Source organism: Neorhizobium puerariae (genome assembly GCF_042429745.1).
Lineage (GTDB): Bacteria > Pseudomonadota > Alphaproteobacteria > Rhizobiales > Rhizobiaceae > Neorhizobium > Neorhizobium puerariae.
In genome coordinates, this window is record NZ_JBHMAA010000023.1 from 49,036 (window position 1) to 67,748 (window position 18,713).

The following is an 18,713-nucleotide window of genomic DNA, read 5'->3' on the forward strand; positions in this document are numbered from 1 at the left end:
GCCTCTTGACCGCGGCGCAAACGCCCTCCATGTCGGGAGGCTAGATTTCTGCCTGGACTGCGAAGGTGCCGGGCAAAGCCTCTATTCCAGAGAAGCAAGATGAAAGTTGTCGTCGTAGAATCCCCCGGGAAAATCAAAAGCATCAACAAGTATCTCGGCTCGGGCTACAAGGTTCTCGCCTCCTTCGGCCATGTGCGCGATCTGCCGGCCAAGGACGGGTCGGTGCTGCCAGACCAGGATTTCGAAATGTCCTGGGAGGTCGACAGTGCGTCGCAGAAGCGCATCAAGGACATAGCCGATGCCGTGAAAAGCTCTGACGGTCTCGTTCTCGCAACCGACCCGGATCGCGAGGGTGAAGCGATTTCCTGGCATGTGCTCGATATCCTGAAGAAGAAGCGGGTGCTCGGCGACAAGCCGGTGGAGCGCGTCGTCTTCAACGCAATTACCAAGAAGGCCGTGCTCGACGCCATGGCCAGCCCGCGCGCTATCGACGTGCCGCTGGTCGACGCCTATCTCGCCCGCCGTGCCCTCGACTATCTCGTCGGCTTCAATCTGTCGCCGGTGCTCTGGCGCAAGCTTCCTGGCGCCCGCTCGGCCGGGCGCGTGCAGTCGGTTGCGCTGCGCCTCGTCTGTGATCGCGAAGGGGAAATCGAACGCTTCGTCTCGGAAGAATACTGGAACCTCTCGGCGCTGCTCCGCACCCCGCGCGGTGACGAATTCGAGGCGAAGCTGGTCTCGGCCGATGGCAAACGCTTGCCGCCCCGCGGCATCAAGACCGGCGAGGACGCCAATCGCCTGAAGGCTCTGCTCGACGGCGCGGCCTATGTCGTCGAATCGGTCGAAGCAAAGCCGGTGAAGCGCAATCCCGGCCCGCCCTTCACCACGTCCACGCTGCAGCAGGCCGCCTCTTCCAATCTCGGCTTCAACGCGTCGCGGACCATGCAGGTGGCGCAGAAGCTCTATGAAGGCGTCGACATCGGCGGGGAGACGGTCGGTCTCATCACCTATATGCGTACCGACGGCGTGCAGATGGCGCCGGAAGCGATCGAGGCCGCCCGCCACGCCATCGTGGACCAGTTCGGCAACCGCTATCTGCCGGAAAAGCCCCGCTTCTATTCCACCAAGGCCAAGAACGCCCAGGAAGCCCACGAAGCGATCCGCCCGACCGATTTCAACCGTTCGCCGGACAAGGTGCGCCGTTTCCTCGACGCCGATCAGGCCCGCCTCTACGAACTCATCTGGAAGCGCGGCATCGCCAGCCAGATGGCATCGGCCGAGATCGAACGCACCACGGTCGAGATCCTTGCCGACAACAGCGGCCAGAAGGCCGGCCTGCGCGCCGTTGGCTCCGTCATCCGCTTCGACGGTTTCCTCGGCGCCTATGCGGACAGCCGCGAGGAAGGCGACAAGCCAGAGGAGGACGAGGAGGACGGACGTCTTCCCGAAATCAACGCGCGGGAAAAGCTCGACAAGCGCAAGGTGGATGCGAGCCAGCACTTCACCGAGCCGCCGCCGCGCTATTCGGAAGCCTCGCTGATCAAGAAGATGGAAGAGCTCGGCATCGGACGGCCTTCCACCTATGCGGCGACGCTCGCGACGCTGCGCGACCGTGAATATGTGACGATCGACAAGCGCAAGCTCGTGCCGGAGGCGAAGGGCCGGCTGGTGACCGCCTTCCTCGAAAGCTTCTTCACGAAATATGTGGAATACGACTTCACGGCCGATCTCGAAGAGAAGCTCGACAAGATCTCCGCCGGCGAACTCGACTGGAAACAGGTGCTGCGCGAATTCTGGCAGGATTTCTTCGCCCAGATCGAGGATACCAAGGAGCTGCGCGTCACCAACGTGCTCGACGCCCTCAACGAGGCGCTGGCTCCGCTCGTCTTCCCCAAACGCGAGGACGGCAGCGATCCGCGCATCTGCCAGGTCTGCGGCACCGGCCAGCTTTCCCTGAAGCTCGGCAAATACGGCGCTTTCGTCGGCTGCTCCAACTATCCGGAGTGCAACTACACCCGCCAGCTTTCTTCCGAAGGCGGCGCGGAGGCGGAATCGAACGGCCTCAACGAACCGAAGGCGCTCGGCAACGATCCGCACACCGGCGAGCCGCTTACCCTCCGGTCGGGCCGTTTCGGCCCCTATATCCAGCGCGGCGACGGCAAGGACGCCAAGCGCGCCTCGCTACCGAAGGGCTGGAAGCCGGAGGATATCGACTACGAAAAGGCATTGGCGCTGATCAGCCTGCCGCGCGACGTGGGCAAGCACCCGGAAACCGGCAAGATGATCTCCACCGGCATCGGCCGCTACGGTCCCTTCGTGCTGCATGACGGCACCTATGCGAACCTGGAGAGCGTCGAGGACGTCTTCACGATCGGCCTCAACCGCGCCGTCACCGTGCTTGCCGAAAAACAGAGCAAGAACGGTGCGAACGGTCGGGGACGCGGCACCCCAGCGGCGCTGAAGGAACTGGGCGACCACCCGGATGGCGGCGCCATTACCGTGCGCGATGGCCGGTATGGTCCCTATGTCAACTGGGGCAAGGTCAACGCGACCCTGCCGAAGGGCATGGACCCGCAGTCGGTGACGATGGAACAGGCGCTCGCGCTGATCGTCGAAAAGGGCGGCAAGGCCTTCACCGGAAAGGCAAAACCCAGGAAGGCGGCCGCCAAGGCGGACGGAGAAACAAAGAAGGCCGCGCCGAAAGCAAAGGCGCCGGCAAAGAAGGCGGCCCCCAAGGCGAAGAAGACGGGAACGTGAGAGAACCGCGCGACAGATCGAGCCATTCGGGCGGACGTCCCGACAGAACCGTACGTGGCAGAGCCTCTCCGGCGAGCGAGAAGCCCGTCATCATTCAAGGTGCCGTCCCGCCGCGCGAAACCCTGCTCGAATTCATCGCCGAAAACCCCGACCGCGCCTCCAAGCGCGAAATCGCCAAGGCTTTCGGGCTGAAGGGGGAAACCCGGGTCGAGCTCAAGGACCTGTTGCGGACACTGGAGGAGGAAGGCCTCCTCACCAAGACGCGCAAGTCGCTCGCCCGTCCCGGCGCGCTGCCCCCGGTGACCGTGCTCGACATCACCACCCGGGACAAGGATGGCGAACTGATCGGCCGGCCGGCGGAATGGGCGGAGGAACTCGGCGCGGCACCCGCCGTGCTGATCCGCCAGCCTTCCGGAGACCGGGGCAAGGCCAAGACGCCGGCCGCGGGCCTGAACGACCGCGTGCTTGCGAAGATCTTTCCGAACAAGGACCGGACGGGCCCCGCCTATACCGCGCGCGTCATCAAGATCATCGACAAGCGCCGCGGCGCCTCGCTCGGCGTCGTCCAGAGCCTGGCGAACGGGGAGATCCGCCTGATGCCGATAGAACGGCGCGGCGAGGAAATGGTTATCGAACGGGCGGATATCGGCGAGGCGAAGGACGGCGACCTGGTGGAGACGGAAGTCGTCCGCTCGGGCCGCTTCGGCCTGCCGCGCGCCCGCGTGCTCTCGGTCATCGGCTCCGTCGGTTCCGAAAAGGCGATCTCGATGATCGCCATCTATGCCCACGGCATCCCGCACATCTTTCCGAAGGCCGTTCTCGACGAGGCGGACGCGGCAAGACCCGCCACGATGGCGAAACGTGAGGATTGGCGCGATGTGCCGCTCGTCACCATCGACCCGGCCGATGCGAAGGACCATGACGACGCCGTCTATGCCGAGCCGGACCCCTCGCCCGACAACCCGGACGGCGTGATCGTCACCGTCGCGATCGCCGACGTTTCCTGGTACGTGCGCCCGGGCGCGCCCCTCGACCGCGAGGCCCTGAAGCGCGGCAATTCGGTCTACTTCCCGGATCGCGTCGTGCCGATGCTTCCCGAACGCATCTCCAACGACCTCTGCTCGTTGCGCGAGGGCGAGGACCGGCCGGCGATCGCCGTGCGCATGGTGTTTTCGAAGGAAGGCCGCAAGGCGGGCCACACCTTCCACCGCGTCATGATGAAGAGTGCCGCGAAGCTCTCCTACCAACAGGCCCAGGCCGCAATCGACGGCAGGCCGGACGACAAGACGGGGCCGCTCACCGAGCCGATCCTGAAGCCGCTCTGGCATGCCTATTCCATCCTGAAACGGGGCCGCGACCGCCGCCAGCCGCTCGAACTCGACATGCCGGAACGCAAAATCGTGCTGAAGCCGGACGGCACCGTCGACCGCGTCTTCGTGCCGGAGCGGCTCGACGCCCACAGGCTCATCGAAGAGATGATGATCCAGGCGAATGTCGCCGCGGCCGAGACGCTGGAGAAGAAGCGCCAGCCGCTGGTCTACCGCGTCCACGACACGCCGGCGCTCTCCAAGCAGGAAGCGCTGAGGGAATTCCTGGCGACGATCGGCATTCCGATGGCCAAGGGCGGGCAGCTCAGGGCCAATTCCTTCAACGGCATCCTCGCCAGGGCGCTCGACACGCCGCACCAGACCATGGTCAACGAAATGGTGCTGCGCTCCCAGAGCCAGGCGATCTACAGTCCGGAGAATATCGGCCATTTCGGCCTGAACCTGATGAAATACGCGCATTTCACCTCGCCGATCCGCCGTTATGCGGACCTGATCGTGCATCGCGCGCTGGTGGGCTCGCTCGGTCTCGGCGACGGCGCAATCACACCCGACGAGGAAGCGCAGCTCGACGACATCGCCGCGGAAATCTCCACTTTCGAACGCCGTGCCATGGCGGCCGAGCGCGATACGATCAACCGGTTGATCGCCCATCACCTTTCGACCCGCATCGGCGAGGAGTTCGAAGGCCGCGTGGCCGGCGTCACCAAGGCGGGACTATTTGTCTCGCTTCCGACCTATGGCGCGGACGGTTTCATCCCTATATCCACGCTCGGCAACGACTATTTCATCTATGACGAGGCGCACCAGGCGCTTTCCGGCGAGAGAACGGGTCTCGGCTACCAGCTCGGCGATACCGTCGATGTCCGGCTTGTGGAAGCGATTCCGCTCGCCGGCGCGCTGCAGTTCGAAATGCTGAGCGAAGGCAAGAAGCTGCCGACCGCGATCCGTTCCTTCCACAAATCGGGAAGGTCAGGCCGGAGCGGCCGGGCGAAACCCGGCACGCGGCCGCCGCGCAGCGGCCGAAGGAGATAACAATGGTACAAGAGGGCGAGCAGACGATCCGGTATGGCGGAGCACGCGAGCCCGAACGGCCGCTCGGCCGCTCGATCCAGCGGGGAATGCTGGGCCGCTGCCCCAGTTGCGGCACCGGCCGCCTGTTCCGGGCCTTCCTGAAGCCGGTCGACGCCTGCGCGGCCTGCGGCGAGGAAATGCATCACCATCGCGCCGACGACCTGCCCGCCTATCTCGTCATCGTCGTGGTCGGCCATGTGCTTTTGACCGGCTACATGCTGACCGACATGGCCTTCCCCGTTTCCCCCTGGGTGCATCTCGCGATCTGGGTGCCGCTCGCGGTGCTTGCCGCCATCCTCACGATCCAGCCGATCAAGGGCGGCGTCATCGGGCTGCAATGGGCGCTGAGGATGCACGGTTTCGGGGGCGCCGACGACGAACCGGTCGACCCCGGCCGCGGTGGACCGGCCTCATGATCGCTGCCGGTGAGGAACATGTACCGTCGGCAATGGACGTCCTGAAGCATGCGCGCATTGCCGGCGTGAAGCCCAGGGATGCCGCATCGCTGATCCTGATCGACCGCTCGGCGGGCGTTCCCCGGGTGCTGGTGGGCCGGCGCGGCAGCGGCCATGTCTTCATGCCGGACGTCTATGTGTTTCCGGGCGGGCGCCGCGATGCCCGCGACCATGCACTGCCCTTCAGCACCGATCTCGACCCTCTGGTGTTCGAGAAGCTCTTCGCCGGCACGTCCTCCCGGATGACCGCCGGCCGGGCCCGGGCGCTGGCGCTGGCGGCCCTGCGCGAGCTCCATGAGGAGACGGGGCTTGCAGGCGCCATGGCCGCCGACCTTTCGCGGCTGCGCTACGTCGCTCGCGCCATCACGCCGCCCGGCAATGTGCGGCGCTACGATACCCGCTTCTTTCTTGCTTTTTCGGACGAAACCCGGTTCGACATGGAGCGCCTTGGGGATTCCAGCGAACTTCAGGACGTGCGCTGGCTTGACATTGCCGGGCTTTCGGGTCTGAAACTCCCGCGCATCACACAGACGGTTCTGGAGGACGTGCAAAACCTGATGGCAACCGATCCCTCTCTACCGTTTGGAAGCCCGGTCTCCTTCTATTTCATGCGTCATGGACGATTCGTCCGTAGCCGACTGTAAGGAATATCGAATGCCTCAGCCGACGACCGACGCCAACGGCCATGTCGAAGAGATACACTGGCCGTCGCTGATCGCCGCTATTTCCGCCATCAGCGCGGTCGGCATCGCCATCGGCCTCGGCCTGCCGCTTCTCAGCATCATTCTTGAAAAACGCGGCATCCCTTCCACCCTGATCGGCCTGAACGCGGCCATGGCCGGCGTCGCCTCCATGCTGGCTGCGCCCGTCACCACCAGGCTCGCGCATGACTACGGCGTCGCAAAGACGATGATGCTGGCGGTGGTGATCGCCGCGTTCAGCGCCATCGGCTTCTATTACGCCGACGCCTTCTGGATGTGGTTTCCGCTCCGCTTCACCTTCCACGGCGCCACGACCACGCTCTTCATCCTGTCGGAATTCTGGATCAACGAAACCGCGCCGCCGCGCCGCCGCGGCCTTGTCCTCGGCATATATGCGACGGTGCTGGCGATCGGCTTCGCGATCGGTCCCCTGCTCTTTTCCGCCCTCGGCAGCGAAGGCGTCCTGCCCTTCCTGGTCGGCGCCTGCATCATCCTGCTCGCCGTCGTCCCGATCTTCATCGCGCGGCATGAAAGCCCCGTGCTCGACACGAAGCCGGAACGGCACTTCTTCCACTATATCTTCCTGGTGCCGACCGCGACCGCGGCCGTCTTCGCCTTCGGCGCGGTTTCGGCGGGCGGCCTGTCGCTCTTCCCGATCTACGCCCTTCGCGAGCAGCTCACCGAATCGCAGGCGGCCGTGCTGCTGACCGTGATGGGCATCGGCAACATGGCCTTCCAGATCCCGCTCGGCCTCTTCTCCGACAAGCTCAAGGACCGGCGGCCATTGCTGACCGCCATGGCGGTCCTCGGCGTGCTCGGCTCCCTGGCGCTCCCCCTGCTCATCCAGAACTGGCTGATGATGGCGGTGGTCCTGTTCTTCTGGGGTGGCTGCGTGTCCGGTCTCTACACGGTCGGCCTCGCACATCTGGGGGCACGTCTCAGCGGGCCGGATCTTGCCGCCGCCAATGCGGCCTTCATCTTCTGTTATGCCGTCGGCACGGTGGCGGGTCCGCAGGGGATCGGGGCGGCCATCGATGTCGCCGGCAATGACGGTTTTGCCTGGGCGCTCGCCGCTTTCTTCGGCTTCTATGTCGCGGTTTCCGTCTGCCGGATGCTTTTCCGGTCAAAACGGAGTTGACTTTTCAAGCGCGATTTGTAATTTCGCGCCAGATTTTGCCGTGGAGCTTCCCGCGTCCACGGCTTCATTTTTCTTAGAGGCAGAACGACCATGGCGAAAGCTACGACCATCAAGATCAAGCTGCTGTCGACGGCTGACACCGGTTTCTTCTACGTCACGACGAAGAACAGCCGTACGATGACGGACAAGATGACGAAGACCAAGTACGACCCGATTGCGAAGAAGCATGTCGAGTTCAAGGAAACCAAGATCAAGTAAGCCTTGATCATGGAATGTCCGAAGGCGCCGGCCAGCATGGCCAGGCGCCTTTTCTTTTGCCAGTGACTGAAGCGAGAAGCCCCGACATGGCCCTGAAACGGAAAACGCCGCCTCCGGAGACGGAAGCGGCGCTTTCAAACGGGGGTCGACCAGCCTGCAATCACGGCACGAGGAACCGCTTTTGGTATGCCTGCCAGTCGACCGACCCCACGACCCAGGAGATGCGGCGGACCTGAGCATCATGGGGTATTGCTGTCCCTTTCGGGAACCTCTGTCTGGGTTGTTGTCAAAATTGCGCAAAACGGAAAGAAAATCAACAGATTCTTAATTCCGGTTTCGAGCTGTTTTGGTTGTTGGTTAAAATTCGTATCTGAAAATCCCGCCACGCACGGTTCTTTCGACTTGAACCGAAGCTCATTCAAGGAAAATTCCAAAATTACATTCGTCAAAAACCTTAAAAATCAGGGGGAGAATCCAAGAATATCTTAAATCTCCTCTGTATATCCTTTTGCCAACCTGAAATTTCTCGGAGCGGATCAGCCTGTCTATTCTCCATAATTCCGGACCGGAAACCTCGCCGTTCATAATCAGCGCCACTTGGTTGCTCTGCAACAAGCCACTTTTCTGACTGGTTTTCATGAAATTCTTACGTCAATTCTGACCTGCGAAAATTTAGCGTCAGCAACCAATAATGATCGATGAGACGGCCTTTTTCCACAGCACGCTGCCTGCATTCGCAGGGAAAACCGGTGTATTTTAGAATTAAATGATTCTCTTATGCAGCAGCAGCGACCACTCTGTTGCGGCCGCCGTTCTTGGCCTCGTACAGGGCGCGGTCGGCCTGCTTCAAAAGCTGCTCGGGAGTCTCGGCGCCGTGGGCATTGCAGGCGATCCCCAGCGAGGCCGTGATGTTCAGCGTCGTGCCCGCCGCCTTTAGCGCGAAGGGCTGGCTTTCGATGATGCCGCGGAGCCTTTCGGCAATCGCCGCCGCCGCAACGGCATCGGTATCGGGCATGACGACCACGAATTCCTCGCCTCCGTAGCGGCAGGCGAGATCGGCTCCCCTCACCGTCGAGCGGATGCGTGCGGCGAACTCCTTCAGCACCTCATCGCCCGCATCATGCCCGTAGGTGTCGTTGACCGACTTGAAGCGGTCTATGTCGGTGATGCAGACCGACAAGGGCTTGGACCGCGCGGCTGCCCGGTTGAACAGCACCTTGAGATGATTGTCGAGATAACGCCGGTTGTTGAGACCCGTCAGCCCGTCTGTCACCGCCAGTTCGATCGTCTGGCGAACACTCATCCGCAGACGGTCGTTGTAGCGCTTGCGCTTGATCTGCGTGAGTGTACGGGCAAGCAGCTCGTTCGGATCGATCGGCCGGACGATATAGTCGTTAACGCCGAGATCGAGCGCCCGGACGATCATGTCGTCGGCGCCCATTTCGGTCACCAGAAGCAGCGGCAGGAAGCGGGTGCGCTCCAGCGAACGAAGCTGCGAGCAGAGACGCAAGGGATCGTAGTCATCGAAATTGGCGTTGACGATCACCAGATCGACCGGGTTTTCCGCTGCCTCGAAGAGTGCTGCCTGGGGGTCGGACATGGCGACCACCTGCGCGACCGGCTTGAGCGCCCTGACGATTCGCTCCTGGGAATTCGCGCGGCCGTCGACCAGCAGCACCTGAGCCGCCTCGTCGCGGCCATCGGTGCCCTTCAGCATGTCCTCCAGCGCGATATTGTGCGCGGTGTCCGCGCGGATGCGCAGTTCGTCGCTCAGCGTCTTCAGCCTCACCAGGCTCTTCACGCGCGATATGAGCTGCAGGTCGTTGACCGGCTTGGTCAGGAAATCGTCCGCGCCGGCTTTCAGGCCGCGCACGCGATCGGACGGCTGGTCGAGCGCGGTCACCATGACGACCGGGATATGCGCGGTGCGCGGATTGGCCTTCAGCCGCTCGCAGACTTCGAAACCGTCGATGCCGGGCATCATGATGTCGAGCAGAATGAGATCCACATGGGTGTTGTCGCAGATGGCCAGCGCCTTGTAGCCGTCATCGGCTGTCAGCACGTCGAAATATTCCGCAAGAAGCCGCGCTTCGAGGAGCTTCACGTTCGCCGGAATATCGTCGACTACCAGAATTCGCGCCGTCATGACGTCTGCCCCGATCTCACGCGTCGCCCAGATAGGTCTTGATGGTCTCGATGAACTTCGGCACGGAGATGGGCTTGGAGACATAAGCCTCGCAGCCACCCTGCCGGATGCGCTCCTCGTCGCCTTTCATGGCAAAAGCCGTCACCGCAATCACCGGAATGATGTGGAGCTCATCGTCTTCCTTCAGCCACTTGGTGACTTCCAGCCCGGAAACTTCCGGCAGCTGGATGTCCATGAGAATGAGATCAGGACGATGCTTGCGCGCAAGATCGAGGGCTTCCATACCGTTGCGGGTCTGGATGGTGTCATATCCCGATGCTTCGATCAGGTCGCGGAAGAGCTTCATGTTGAGCTCGTTGTCCTCGACAATCATGACCCGTTTGGGCATGGCGATCCGTTCCTGTCTTGCAAGCGTGCCTTCAGTATATAAGCTCCCGGAACGGTCGATTCCACAGAGCCACTCTCAGGCACGGTAAGGCCATTTGGTTGAGAAAAAGGTAACTTGGCAGATGACGCGGCGCGAATTCGAATATAGCCGAAGCAACTCGGCCGATGCCGAGGAAACGGCTGCCGCCATTCTCGGCTGGCTTGCCGGCGAGCCGGATATGCTTGGACGCTTCCTGGCACTTTCCGGCCTGCAGCCCAACCAGTTGCGCGGCGCGGCGAACGATCCGGGCTTTCTCGCCGGCATGATCGATTTCCTGATGAGCCATGAACCCACGCTGCTCGCCTTCTGCGAGGCGACGGATACAAAGCCCGAGAGAGTGGCCGCGGCATGGCGCCATTATTCCGGTCCGGGGCTCGATTCCGGGGAGTACTGAGATGACCGAGATCCTCGATCCTTCCCATGTCCGCCTCGCCGACAGGCCGCTCGTCGTCTGCGATGTCGACGACGTCGTCCTGCATTTCGTCGCCCCGTTCCAGGATTTTCTTCGCAAGGAAGGCCATGAGCTGCTGCCCCGCTCCTTTCGCCTCACGGGCAATATCGTCTCCATCGAAACGCAGGCGGTGCTGGAACAAGCCGATGTCCAGCGGCTGATCGAGACCTTCTTCGAACTTCAGGAGAACTGGCAATTCCCCTTCGATTTCGTCGTCGAGACGCTGAATGCGCTTTCGAGCGACGCGGACGTCGTCTTCCTCACCGCCATGCCGCCGCGTTACTGGCAGCACCGCCGCCGCCTTCTCGACCGGCTCGGGCTTGCCTTCCCGCTGATCGCCAGCGAGGAGCCCAAGGGGCCGGTCATGCGGCGGCTGCATGGCGAACGCCCCCTGCCCTCGATCTTCATCGACGACATGGCGCATCAACTTCATTCGGTGCGGGACCACCTGCCCCAATCGCTCCTCCTTCACATGATGCCCGACTCGCCGCTGCATGTTCTCGCGCCGAAACCCGATGGCATCGTGCGCGCGGCGGACTGGCCGCACGCCGCCGATCTGATCAGGTCGCATATCGCGCCGAAAGACGCCTGACCTCAGAGTTCGCGCCGCATCAACGGCCGGCCATCCTTGCGGCGCGCGACCTCGACAAACCCGGCCGCCTCGAAAACCCGCATCGAACCGACATAAAGGCCGAGCGATTTCGAAGTCTTCGCCTGCTCCATCGGACAGGCCTCCAGAAGACGCGCTCCGCTCTGCCTGGCAAATCCGATCGCGGCCTCCACCATCCGGTGGCTGTTGCCCTTTCCCCGATGGCGACTGCCGATGAAGAAACAGCTCAACGCCCAGACGGACGGGTCTTCCGCATCCGCCGGATCGAGCGGGCGCGATACCGTGCGCGGCGAATTCCACTGCGGAACGTCCGCACGCGGCCCCACCTGCACCCAGGCCGCCGGCTGGCCCTCGACATAACCGAGCATGCCGGGCGGCGGCCCAGCCTCGATCCGGTTGCGGATGAACTCCTTCTTGGCTGCTCCGTCGAGCAGCTTGCGGTCCGCCGCAGGCATCCGGAAATAGGTGCACCAGCAGCCGTAACAAGCCCCGCTCGGCCCGAACAGCGTCACGAAGTCCTCCCATCTGTCGGGCGTCAGTGGATAGGCTGTAAAGACGACCATGGCGGCTCGCTTATCTCTTGTGACTCACAAGCTTAAAGCCTATTGTGGCAATGTTCAACCTTTGTTCCCATCATGATGCCATCGCCTGACAAGACACCCGGCTTCTGTCGCGACTGCCTTGCGGAGCAGAAGGCTGAAACGCGCCGCTGCCGCGCCTGCGGCAGCCCCCGCCTCGTCTACCACAGGGAGCTCTACGCCCTCACGCTGGCGCATATCGACTGCGACGCCTTCTATGCGACGATCGAAAAGCGGGACAATCCGGAACTTGCCGACAAGCCGGTGATCGTCGGCGGGGGAAAGCGCGGGGTCGTTTCCACCGCCTGCTACATCGCCCGCATCAACGGCGTCCGCTCGGCGATGCCGATGTTCAAGGCCCTGGAACTCTGCCCCGACGCCGTCGTCATCCGGCCGAACATGGAGAAATACGTTCATGTCGGCCGTCAGGTGCGGCAGATGATGATGGACCTGACGCCTCTGGTGCAGCCCCTTTCGATCGACGAAGCGTTCCTCGAACTTGCGGGCACCGAACGGCTGCACCACGATCCACCGGCGCGCATCCTCGCCCGGCTCGCAAGGCGCGTGCAGGACGAACTCGGCATCACCATCTCCATCGGCCTTTCCTACTGCAAGTTCCTCGCCAAGGTGGCCTCCGATCTCCAGAAGCCGCGCGGTTTTTCAGTCATCGGCCGGGAAGAGGCGCTGGAATTCCTGGCCGCCCGCCCGGTCACCACCATCTGGGGCGTCGGCAAGGCCTTCAACGCCACGCTGGAGGCGGACGGCATCCGCACCATCGGCCAGCTCCAGACCATGGAGGAAAGCGATCTCATGCGCCGCTACGGCACGATGGGCCGGCGCCTCTACCGGCTGGCGCGCGGCATCGACGACCGCGAGGTCCATCCGAACGAGGCCGCCAAGAGCGTTTCGGCCGAAACCACGTTCTTCGACGACATCTCCCGCCACGACGACCTCGTGCCGATCCTGCGACGGCTTTCCGAAAAGGTTTCGGCGCGGCTGAAGAAGCATGGCATCGCCGGGCAGACCGTGGTGCTCAAGATGAAGACCGCCGACTTCAGGAGCCGTACGCGCAACAGGCGGCTGGAAGACCCGACCCAGCTTGCCGATCGCATCTTCCGCACCGGCCTTGCCCTGATGGAGCGGGAGACCGACGGCACGAAATTCCGCCTCCTCGGCATCGGGGTTACCGATCTGACCGACCCGGCGCGCGCCGATCCGCCCGATCTCATCGACCGCCAGGCGGGCCGCCGCGCCGCCGCCGAGGCGGCGATGGACAAGTTGCGCGACAAATTCGGCAAGACGGCGGTCGAAACGGGCTACACGTTCGGCGACCGGCGGCGGGATCAGTGACGCCGATCAATGAAATGTGATGCCATTTGTCGATCGGACGACTTTTCGGAAAATTTTCATTAAGTTCGTCCCGCTAATATGCCGCCATTGTATTGCGTATGGGGTCCTTAATGTTGCGTGGTGTTTTGTTCGGCCTCGGGCTTCTGTCCGGGACCATGCTTTCTCAGTCCGCCTTTGCCGAAGCGGCAAGAACGTTGCAGATCATCGTTTCCAAGGACAAGCAGTCCATGGTCGTCTATGACGGGGACAAGGTCGTTGCGACGTCGAAAGTCTCCACCGGCAAGGCCGGCCATACGACCCCAAGCGGCATCTTCTCGATTCTGGAAAAGCGCAAATATCACGAATCGAACATCTATTCGAACGCGCCGATGCCGTTCATGCAGAGGCTGACCTGGTCCGGCATCGCCCTTCATGAAGGTCAGGTGCCGAACTATCCCGCATCGCACGGTTGCGTGCGCATCCCCTCCAGTTTCGCCCAGACGCTGTTCCAGATGACCGAGCGCGGCGTGCATGTGGTGATTTCCGACGCTCCGGTGGAACCGGTGCCGATCGAGCACGCCAACCTGTTCACCCCGCTGAAGCCGCTGCCGACTGCACCGCTTCTGTCCGACGTCGACCTGCGGCCGACGGCGATGAAACGCAAGCCCGCCGGCCCGGTCGAGGTCGCCATGAACAGCGCCGGTGCCGGGCAGGACCCGATGACCACCGGCTCGCTGGAAGCGGTCGTTCCCGAGAATGCGGCGCCGCTGCGCATCCTGATCCAGCGCCGTGGCGCCCGTGAAACCATGCTCGACGTACAGGCCCTGCTCACCGAACTCGGCTTCGACACCGGCACGCCGGACGGCCTTGCCGGTCCGATGACGCGTGCGGCCATCGCGGGCTTCAAGCGCTGGAAGGCGCTTCCCGACGACGGTCCGTTGCTCGGCAAGGAATTCCTGGCCGCGCTCTATCATTCGGCAGGCCAGAAGGAAGCGCCGCTCGGCCAGATCATGGTCCGCCAGAATTTCGAGCCGCTCTTCGAGGCGCCGGTGGGCATCAAGGACCCGGAAATCGCGCTCGGCACGCATTTCTTCACCGCCGACCATATCGAGCGCAATGCCGAGACGGCGGAATGGCACACCGTGACGCTGCCCAACGCCTTGAGCGCCGAGGAGATGAAGCAGTTCGGGATCGAAACGCCGGCCGACCCCTCCCGGCCGGGAGCCGCCGCCGCCGCGCTCGACCGGATCGAAATCCCGACCGATATTCGCGAGCGGATCGCAACGCTGATGAGCAACGGTACGTCGCTGACGATCACCGACCAGGGGCTCGGGCCGGAAACCGGCAAGGGCACCGATTTCGTAACACTCACCCGCACGCAGCCGAACCCGGCGCAGGCGCAGGATTCCATCGCCAAGCCGCGCCCCGCCCGCCGCTCTCAAAACGCTTCAACCTATCGCAGCATCGGCCTGTATTAAAAAGCTTTTCGGCCCGGATCGCACGGCCTAGACCAGCTCGACGTCGAGAACGCCGGGCGCTGTCCTGAGCGCTGCGGCGATCTCCGGCGAAATGCGGTATTTCTCGGTGAGTTCCACCTCGATCTCCCGCTTGCCGTCATCCTTGATGACCACGAAGGAGACGAGGCCGTCGCCCCTGGCGTTGAGGTGCCGCGCCACCATCTTCAGAGGCCCTGAATCGCGGACATAGACGCGCAGGGCCTTCTGCATCTGCACCGACTTCTCCTCCAGCGACTGGGCCGTCTGGATGCGCAGCCCGATGCCTTCCGGCCGCTCCTCCGCCTGCACCGTGATGAGCAGCGACTTGCCGGGCTCCAGAAGGTCGCGATATTGCGCCAGCCCTTCCGAAAACAGGACCGCCTCGAACTGGCCCGAAGAATCGGAGAAGGCGACGATGCCCATCTTGTTGCCGGTGCGCGTCTTGCGCTCCTGCCGGCTCGTCACGGTCCCCGCGAGCTTGCCGAAACTTGCCCCTCCCTTCACCGAGACGGAGAACTCCGCGAACGTCTGGACCCGCATCCTGGACAGGATGTCCGCATAGGAATCCAGCGGATGGGCCGACAGGTAGAAGCCAAGCACCTGGTATTCGCGCATCAGTTTTTCCGACGGCGTCCAGGGATTGAAGGCCGGCAGGACCAGCTTTTCCGGACCAGCGCTCGCCGACGAGCCGAAGAAATCCGACTGGCCGGAAACCTTCTCCTCCTGGGCGCGCTGCGCATAACCGATGATGCGGTCGAGGCCGCCCACCAGCTCGGCGCGGTCGTGGCCGAAGCAATCGAAAGCGCCCGCCGAGATCAGGCTTTCCATGACGCGGCGGTTGATCTGCTTCGGATCGATCCTCAGGCAGAAATCCTCGATGCTCCTGAACGGCCGGTCGCCGCGCACGTCCGTGATGTGGTCGACGGCCGATTCGCCGACGCCCTTGATGGCCGCGAGCGCGTAATAGATCCTGTCCTCGCCCGTCTCGAAATGCCGGTAGGACGTCTGCACCGACGGCGGGATGACGGCTATGCCGAGACGCCCCGCATCCTGCCGGAAATCGTTGAGCTTCTCGCTGTTGGCCATATCGTAGGTCATCGACGCGGCGAGGAACTCGACCGGATAATGCGCCTTCATATAGGCCGTCTGATAGGAGACGATGGCGTAGGCCGCGGCGTGGCTCTTGTTGAAGCCGTAGTTGGCGAATTTCGCCAACAGTTCGAAGATGTTGTTGGCCTGCGGCTTGGAAACGCCGTTCTTGATGGCGCCATCGACAAAGCGCTCGCTCTGCTGGTCCATCTCGGCCTTGATCTTCTTACCCATCGCACGGCGCAGCAGATCGGCCTCGCCGAGCGAATAGCCCGACAGGACCTGCGCGATCTGCATGACCTGCTCCTGGTAGACGATGACCCCTTGGGTCTCCTTCAGGAGATGGTCGATCATCGGATGGATCGACTCGATCTCCTCCTCGCCGTGCTTGCGGGCATTGTAGGTCGGGATATTCTCCATCGGGCCGGGACGGTAAAGCGCCACCAGCGCGATGATGTCCTCGATGCAGTCCGGCCGCATGCCGATCAGCGCCTTGCGCATGCCGGCACTTTCCACCTGGAACACGCCGACCGTTTCGCCGCGCGACAGCATCTCGTAGGTCTTCCTGTCGTCGAGCGGGATCTTCGCCAGATCGACCTCGATGCCGCGTTTCCTGCAGAAATCGACCGCGGTCTTCAGCACGGTCAGCGTCTTCAGCCCGAGGAAGTCGAACTTCACCAGACCGGCCTGCTCCACCCATTTCATGTTGAACTGGGTGACCGGCATGTCGGAACGCGGATCGCGGTACATCGGCACCAGCTTCGACAGCGGCCGGTCGCCGATCACGATGCCGGCGGCGTGGGTGGACGCGTGGCGGTAAAGGCCCTCGATCTTCTGGGCGATATCGAGGAGCCGGGCGACGACGGGCTCCTTCTCCGCCTCCTCCTGCAGTTTCGGCTCCTCCTCGATCGCCTTGGAGAGCGGCGTCGGGTTGGCCGGGTTGTTCGGCACCAGCTTGCAGATCTTGTCGACCTGGCCATAGGGCATTTCCAGCACACGGCCGACGTCGCGCAGCGCCGCGCGCGCCTGCAGCGAACCGAAGGTGATGATCTGCGCCACCTGCTCGCGACCGTATTTCTGCTGCACGTAGCGGATCACCTCTTCGCGGCGGTCCTGGCAGAAGTCGATGTCGAAGTCCGGCATCGAAACGCGTTCCGGGTTGAGGAAACGTTCGAAGAGCAAGGAGAAGCGCAGCGGATCGACGTCGGTAATCGTCAGCGCATAGGCGACCAGCGAACCCGCGCCGGAACCGCGGCCCGGACCGACCGGGATGTTGTGCTGCTTCGCCCATTTGATGAAGTCCGACACGATCAGGAAGTAGCCGGGGAACTTCATGCGCTCGATGACGCCGAGCTCGTAGTCGAGGCGCTCCCGGTAATCCTGTTCCGTATAGCCGGGGGTCATGCCGAGGGTTGCGATCCGGTCTTCCAGTCCCTCGATCGCCTGGCGCCGCAGCTCGTTCGACTCGGCGCGCTCGGCCTCCTCCGGGTCGGCGGTCGCGCCGGTGAAACGCGGCAGGATCGGATTGCGCGTCTTCAGGATGAACGAGCAGCGCCGCGCGATCTCGACCGTATTCTCCAGAGCCTCCGGCAGATCGGAAAACAGCGCCGCCATCTCCGCCCGGCTCTTCAGATAGTGGTCGGGGGTCAGGCGGAAACGGTTGTCATCCGACACGATCGCGTTATGGGCAACCGCCATCAGCGCATCATGGGCGTCGTAATCCGATTTCGACGGGAAGAAAGCCTCGTTCGTCGCCACCAGCGGCAGGTCGTGGTCGTAGGCAAGCGTCACCAGCTTCTGCTCGCGCCGCCTGTCATAGGAGCCGTGGCGCTGCAGCTCCACATAGAGCCGGTCGCCGAAAATCCGTTTCAGCGCCAGAAGGCGGGCCTCCGCCAGCGCCGGATTGCCATCCCTCAACGCCGTGTCGACCGGCCCGCTCGAGGACCCGGTCAGCGCGATCAACCCTTCCGTGCCGCCCTCCTCCAGCCAGGAGCGGCGGACATGCACGGCGCTGTGCCCCTCGCCGCCCAGATAGGCGCGGCTGATCAGGTCGACGAGACGCTCGTAGCCCACCGCATTTGCAGCAAGCACCACGACCGCCGGCAGCTTCACAAGCTGCTGATGGCTGTTGCGCCGTTCCTCCGTCTGGTCTTCCATATCGATCGACAACTGGCAGCCGATAATCGGCTGCAGGCCGTCGCCGATCGCCTTCTGGGCGAATTCCAGCGCGACGAAGAGATTGTTGGTATCCGTTATCGCGATCGCGGGCTGGTTATCCGCGACCGCCTTCGAGAGGATCTTCTTGAGCGGCAGCGCACCCTCAAGAAGCGAATAGGCGGAATGAACGCGGAGGTGGACGAATTGCGGGGTTTTTCCCAGATCTTCCGGTCCAGATTTTACGTCCGCCATATCCGCCATGTCCGCGTCACACCCATTTCATGAATCGGATCATTTTCCGGCGCGGGCGGTCGAGAGTCCAGTTCGGATTTCGTCGCTCAACCTCTTTCGAAAAAGGCGGCCGGACAGGCCGCCGGTCACATGGCCATGACGATCATGGAGAGGCTTGCCACGAAGGTGGCGATGGAAGCGAATGCGGCAATGTCACGAAGAAGGTCAGTCATCGTCGTCTCCCGTGTTCCTTTATGTTTTTACTTTGTTCTCATTTTGTTTGAGAGTCAACAGGAGAACAAAAAGAGAATCACGGATCGGGAATCATGGTTAAGATCGCGCTCGGAGACGGCAGAAGACACAATGCCCCCTTGGCGATCCCGGTTGATTTTCTCTCCCGGTTTGACCGGGGGCAAGGTTTCGGCCGGGACACGTCGAGTGCCTCGTATTGAAATTGATAAGTGACACGCGACGTGTCCCGTTCGGTGTGTTTT

The 18,713-nt window shown here is 63.0% G+C and carries 16 protein-coding genes; 11 read left to right on the plus strand and 5 right to left on the minus strand.

The features are described from left to right. The first annotated feature begins 99 nt into the window (after positions 1-99). The 6 genes from topA to rpmG all read left to right on the plus strand — a co-directional run bounded on the left by topA (position 100) and on the right by rpmG (position 7,705). On the plus strand, positions 100-2,754 hold the full coding sequence (gene topA / locus ACFFP0_RS19525; protein WP_377263870.1) for a type I DNA topoisomerase: 2,655 nt from the start codon (positions 100-102) through the stop codon (positions 2,752-2,754). Next, positions 2,751-5,114, plus strand: coding sequence for a ribonuclease R (rnr, locus tag ACFFP0_RS19530; RefSeq protein ID WP_377263871.1), 2,364 nt, complete (start codon positions 2,751-2,753; stop codon positions 5,112-5,114). The genes topA and rnr overlap by 4 nt, the downstream gene beginning before the upstream one ends. A gap of 2 nt (positions 5,115-5,116) precedes the next feature. Then, positions 5,117-5,569, plus strand: coding sequence for a DUF983 domain-containing protein (locus ACFFP0_RS19535; RefSeq protein WP_377263872.1), 453 nt, complete (start codon positions 5,117-5,119; stop codon positions 5,567-5,569). A 32-nt stretch (positions 5,570-5,601) separates the two neighbouring features. After that, on the plus strand, positions 5,602-6,252 hold the full coding sequence (locus tag ACFFP0_RS19540; RefSeq protein ID WP_377263886.1) for an NUDIX hydrolase: 651 nt from the start codon (positions 5,602-5,604) through the stop codon (positions 6,250-6,252). A 10-nt stretch (positions 6,253-6,262) separates the two neighbouring features. Beyond that, positions 6,263-7,447, plus strand: a complete 1,185-nt coding sequence (locus ACFFP0_RS19545; protein ID WP_377263873.1) for an MFS transporter — start codon at positions 6,263-6,265, stop codon at positions 7,445-7,447. 90 nt (positions 7,448-7,537) lie between these two features. Continuing rightward, positions 7,538-7,705, plus strand: coding sequence for a 50S ribosomal protein L33 (rpmG, locus tag ACFFP0_RS19550; RefSeq protein ID WP_003587245.1), 168 nt, complete (start codon positions 7,538-7,540; stop codon positions 7,703-7,705). A gap of 414 nt (positions 7,706-8,119) precedes the next feature. Here rpmG and ACFFP0_RS19555 read toward each other — a convergent pair whose 3' ends face one another. The 3 genes from ACFFP0_RS19555 to ACFFP0_RS19565 form a co-directional block, all read right to left on the minus strand. After that, positions 8,120-8,344, minus strand: a complete 225-nt coding sequence (locus ACFFP0_RS19555; RefSeq protein WP_377263874.1) for a hypothetical protein — start codon at positions 8,342-8,344, stop codon at positions 8,120-8,122. Between the two features lie 136 nt (positions 8,345-8,480). Next, complete coding sequence (locus ACFFP0_RS19560; RefSeq protein ID WP_377263875.1) at positions 8,481-9,851, minus strand: PleD family two-component system response regulator; 1,371 nt, start codon at positions 9,849-9,851, stop codon at positions 8,481-8,483. Between the two features lie 16 nt (positions 9,852-9,867). After that, on the minus strand, positions 9,868-10,239 hold the full coding sequence (locus ACFFP0_RS19565) for a response regulator (RefSeq protein WP_085423079.1): 372 nt from the start codon (positions 10,237-10,239) through the stop codon (positions 9,868-9,870). Positions 10,240-10,360: 121 nt separating this feature from the next. On the opposite strand from ACFFP0_RS19565, the gene ACFFP0_RS19570 reads away from it, so the two are divergent. Both ACFFP0_RS19570 and ACFFP0_RS19575 read left to right on the plus strand, forming a co-directional pair. Then, positions 10,361-10,672 (plus strand): DUF3572 domain-containing protein, encoded by a 312-nt coding sequence (locus tag ACFFP0_RS19570; RefSeq protein ID WP_377263876.1) that lies wholly within the window; start codon positions 10,361-10,363, stop codon positions 10,670-10,672. Position 10,673: 1 nt separating this feature from the next. Further along, on the plus strand, positions 10,674-11,321 hold the full coding sequence (locus ACFFP0_RS19575; RefSeq protein ID WP_377263877.1) for a hypothetical protein: 648 nt from the start codon (positions 10,674-10,676) through the stop codon (positions 11,319-11,321). Between the two features lie 2 nt (positions 11,322-11,323). Here ACFFP0_RS19575 and ACFFP0_RS19580 read toward each other — a convergent pair whose 3' ends face one another. Then, a complete protein-coding gene (locus tag ACFFP0_RS19580; protein WP_377263878.1) occupies positions 11,324-11,902 on the minus strand; it encodes a GNAT family N-acetyltransferase in 579 nt (192 codons plus the stop codon). Between the two features lie 72 nt (positions 11,903-11,974). On the opposite strand from ACFFP0_RS19580, the gene ACFFP0_RS19585 reads away from it, so the two are divergent. Together ACFFP0_RS19585 and ACFFP0_RS19590 are read left to right on the plus strand one after the other, a co-directional pair. Further along, positions 11,975-13,267: a DNA polymerase IV gene (locus ACFFP0_RS19585; protein ID WP_377263879.1), complete on the plus strand. Its 1,293-nt coding sequence runs from the start codon at positions 11,975-11,977 to the stop codon at positions 13,265-13,267. Between the two features lie 110 nt (positions 13,268-13,377). Beyond that, on the plus strand, positions 13,378-14,724 hold the full coding sequence (locus tag ACFFP0_RS19590) for a L,D-transpeptidase family protein (RefSeq protein WP_377263880.1): 1,347 nt from the start codon (positions 13,378-13,380) through the stop codon (positions 14,722-14,724). Positions 14,725-14,751: 27 nt separating this feature from the next. Here the strand turns inward: ACFFP0_RS19590 and dnaE are convergent, their stop codons facing one another. Further along, complete coding sequence (dnaE, locus tag ACFFP0_RS19595) at positions 14,752-18,240, minus strand: DNA polymerase III subunit alpha (RefSeq protein ID WP_377263881.1); 3,489 nt, start codon at positions 18,238-18,240, stop codon at positions 14,752-14,754. A gap of 129 nt (positions 18,241-18,369) precedes the next feature. On the opposite strand from dnaE, the gene ACFFP0_RS19600 reads away from it, so the two are divergent. Next, on the plus strand, positions 18,370-18,684 hold the full coding sequence (locus ACFFP0_RS19600; RefSeq protein ID WP_377263882.1) for a hypothetical protein: 315 nt from the start codon (positions 18,370-18,372) through the stop codon (positions 18,682-18,684). Positions 18,685-18,713: the final 29 nt, after the last annotated feature.

Coding starts and splice junctions, on each gene's coding strand:
- ACFFP0_RS19560 (WP_377263875.1), bottom strand. CDS start 9,851: ATGACGGCGCGAATTCTGGTAGTCGACGATATTCCGGCGAACGTGAAG.
- ACFFP0_RS19590 (WP_377263880.1), top strand. CDS start 13,378: ATGTTGCGTGGTGTTTTGTTCGGCCTCGGGCTTCTGTCCGGGACCATG.
- ACFFP0_RS19540 (WP_377263886.1), top strand. CDS start 5,602: ATGGACGTCCTGAAGCATGCGCGCATTGCCGGCGTGAAGCCCAGGGAT.
- ACFFP0_RS19570 (WP_377263876.1), top strand. CDS start 10,361: ATGACGCGGCGCGAATTCGAATATAGCCGAAGCAACTCGGCCGATGCC.
- ACFFP0_RS19555 (WP_377263874.1), bottom strand. CDS start 8,344: ATGAAAACCAGTCAGAAAAGTGGCTTGTTGCAGAGCAACCAAGTGGCG.
- ACFFP0_RS19585 (WP_377263879.1), top strand. CDS start 11,975: ATGATGCCATCGCCTGACAAGACACCCGGCTTCTGTCGCGACTGCCTT.
- rpmG (WP_003587245.1), top strand. CDS start 7,538: ATGGCGAAAGCTACGACCATCAAGATCAAGCTGCTGTCGACGGCTGAC.
- ACFFP0_RS19545 (WP_377263873.1), top strand. CDS start 6,263: ATGCCTCAGCCGACGACCGACGCCAACGGCCATGTCGAAGAGATACAC.
- ACFFP0_RS19535 (WP_377263872.1), top strand. CDS start 5,117: ATGGTACAAGAGGGCGAGCAGACGATCCGGTATGGCGGAGCACGCGAG.
- ACFFP0_RS19565 (WP_085423079.1), bottom strand. CDS start 10,239: ATGCCCAAACGGGTCATGATTGTCGAGGACAACGAGCTCAACATGAAG.
- ACFFP0_RS19580 (WP_377263878.1), bottom strand. CDS start 11,902: ATGGTCGTCTTTACAGCCTATCCACTGACGCCCGACAGATGGGAGGAC.
- ACFFP0_RS19575 (WP_377263877.1), top strand. CDS start 10,674: ATGACCGAGATCCTCGATCCTTCCCATGTCCGCCTCGCCGACAGGCCG.
- dnaE (WP_377263881.1), bottom strand. CDS start 18,240: ATGGCGGACGTAAAATCTGGACCGGAAGATCTGGGAAAAACCCCGCAA.
- topA (WP_377263870.1), top strand. CDS start 100: ATGAAAGTTGTCGTCGTAGAATCCCCCGGGAAAATCAAAAGCATCAAC.
- ACFFP0_RS19600 (WP_377263882.1), top strand. CDS start 18,370: ATGGCCATGACGATCATGGAGAGGCTTGCCACGAAGGTGGCGATGGAA.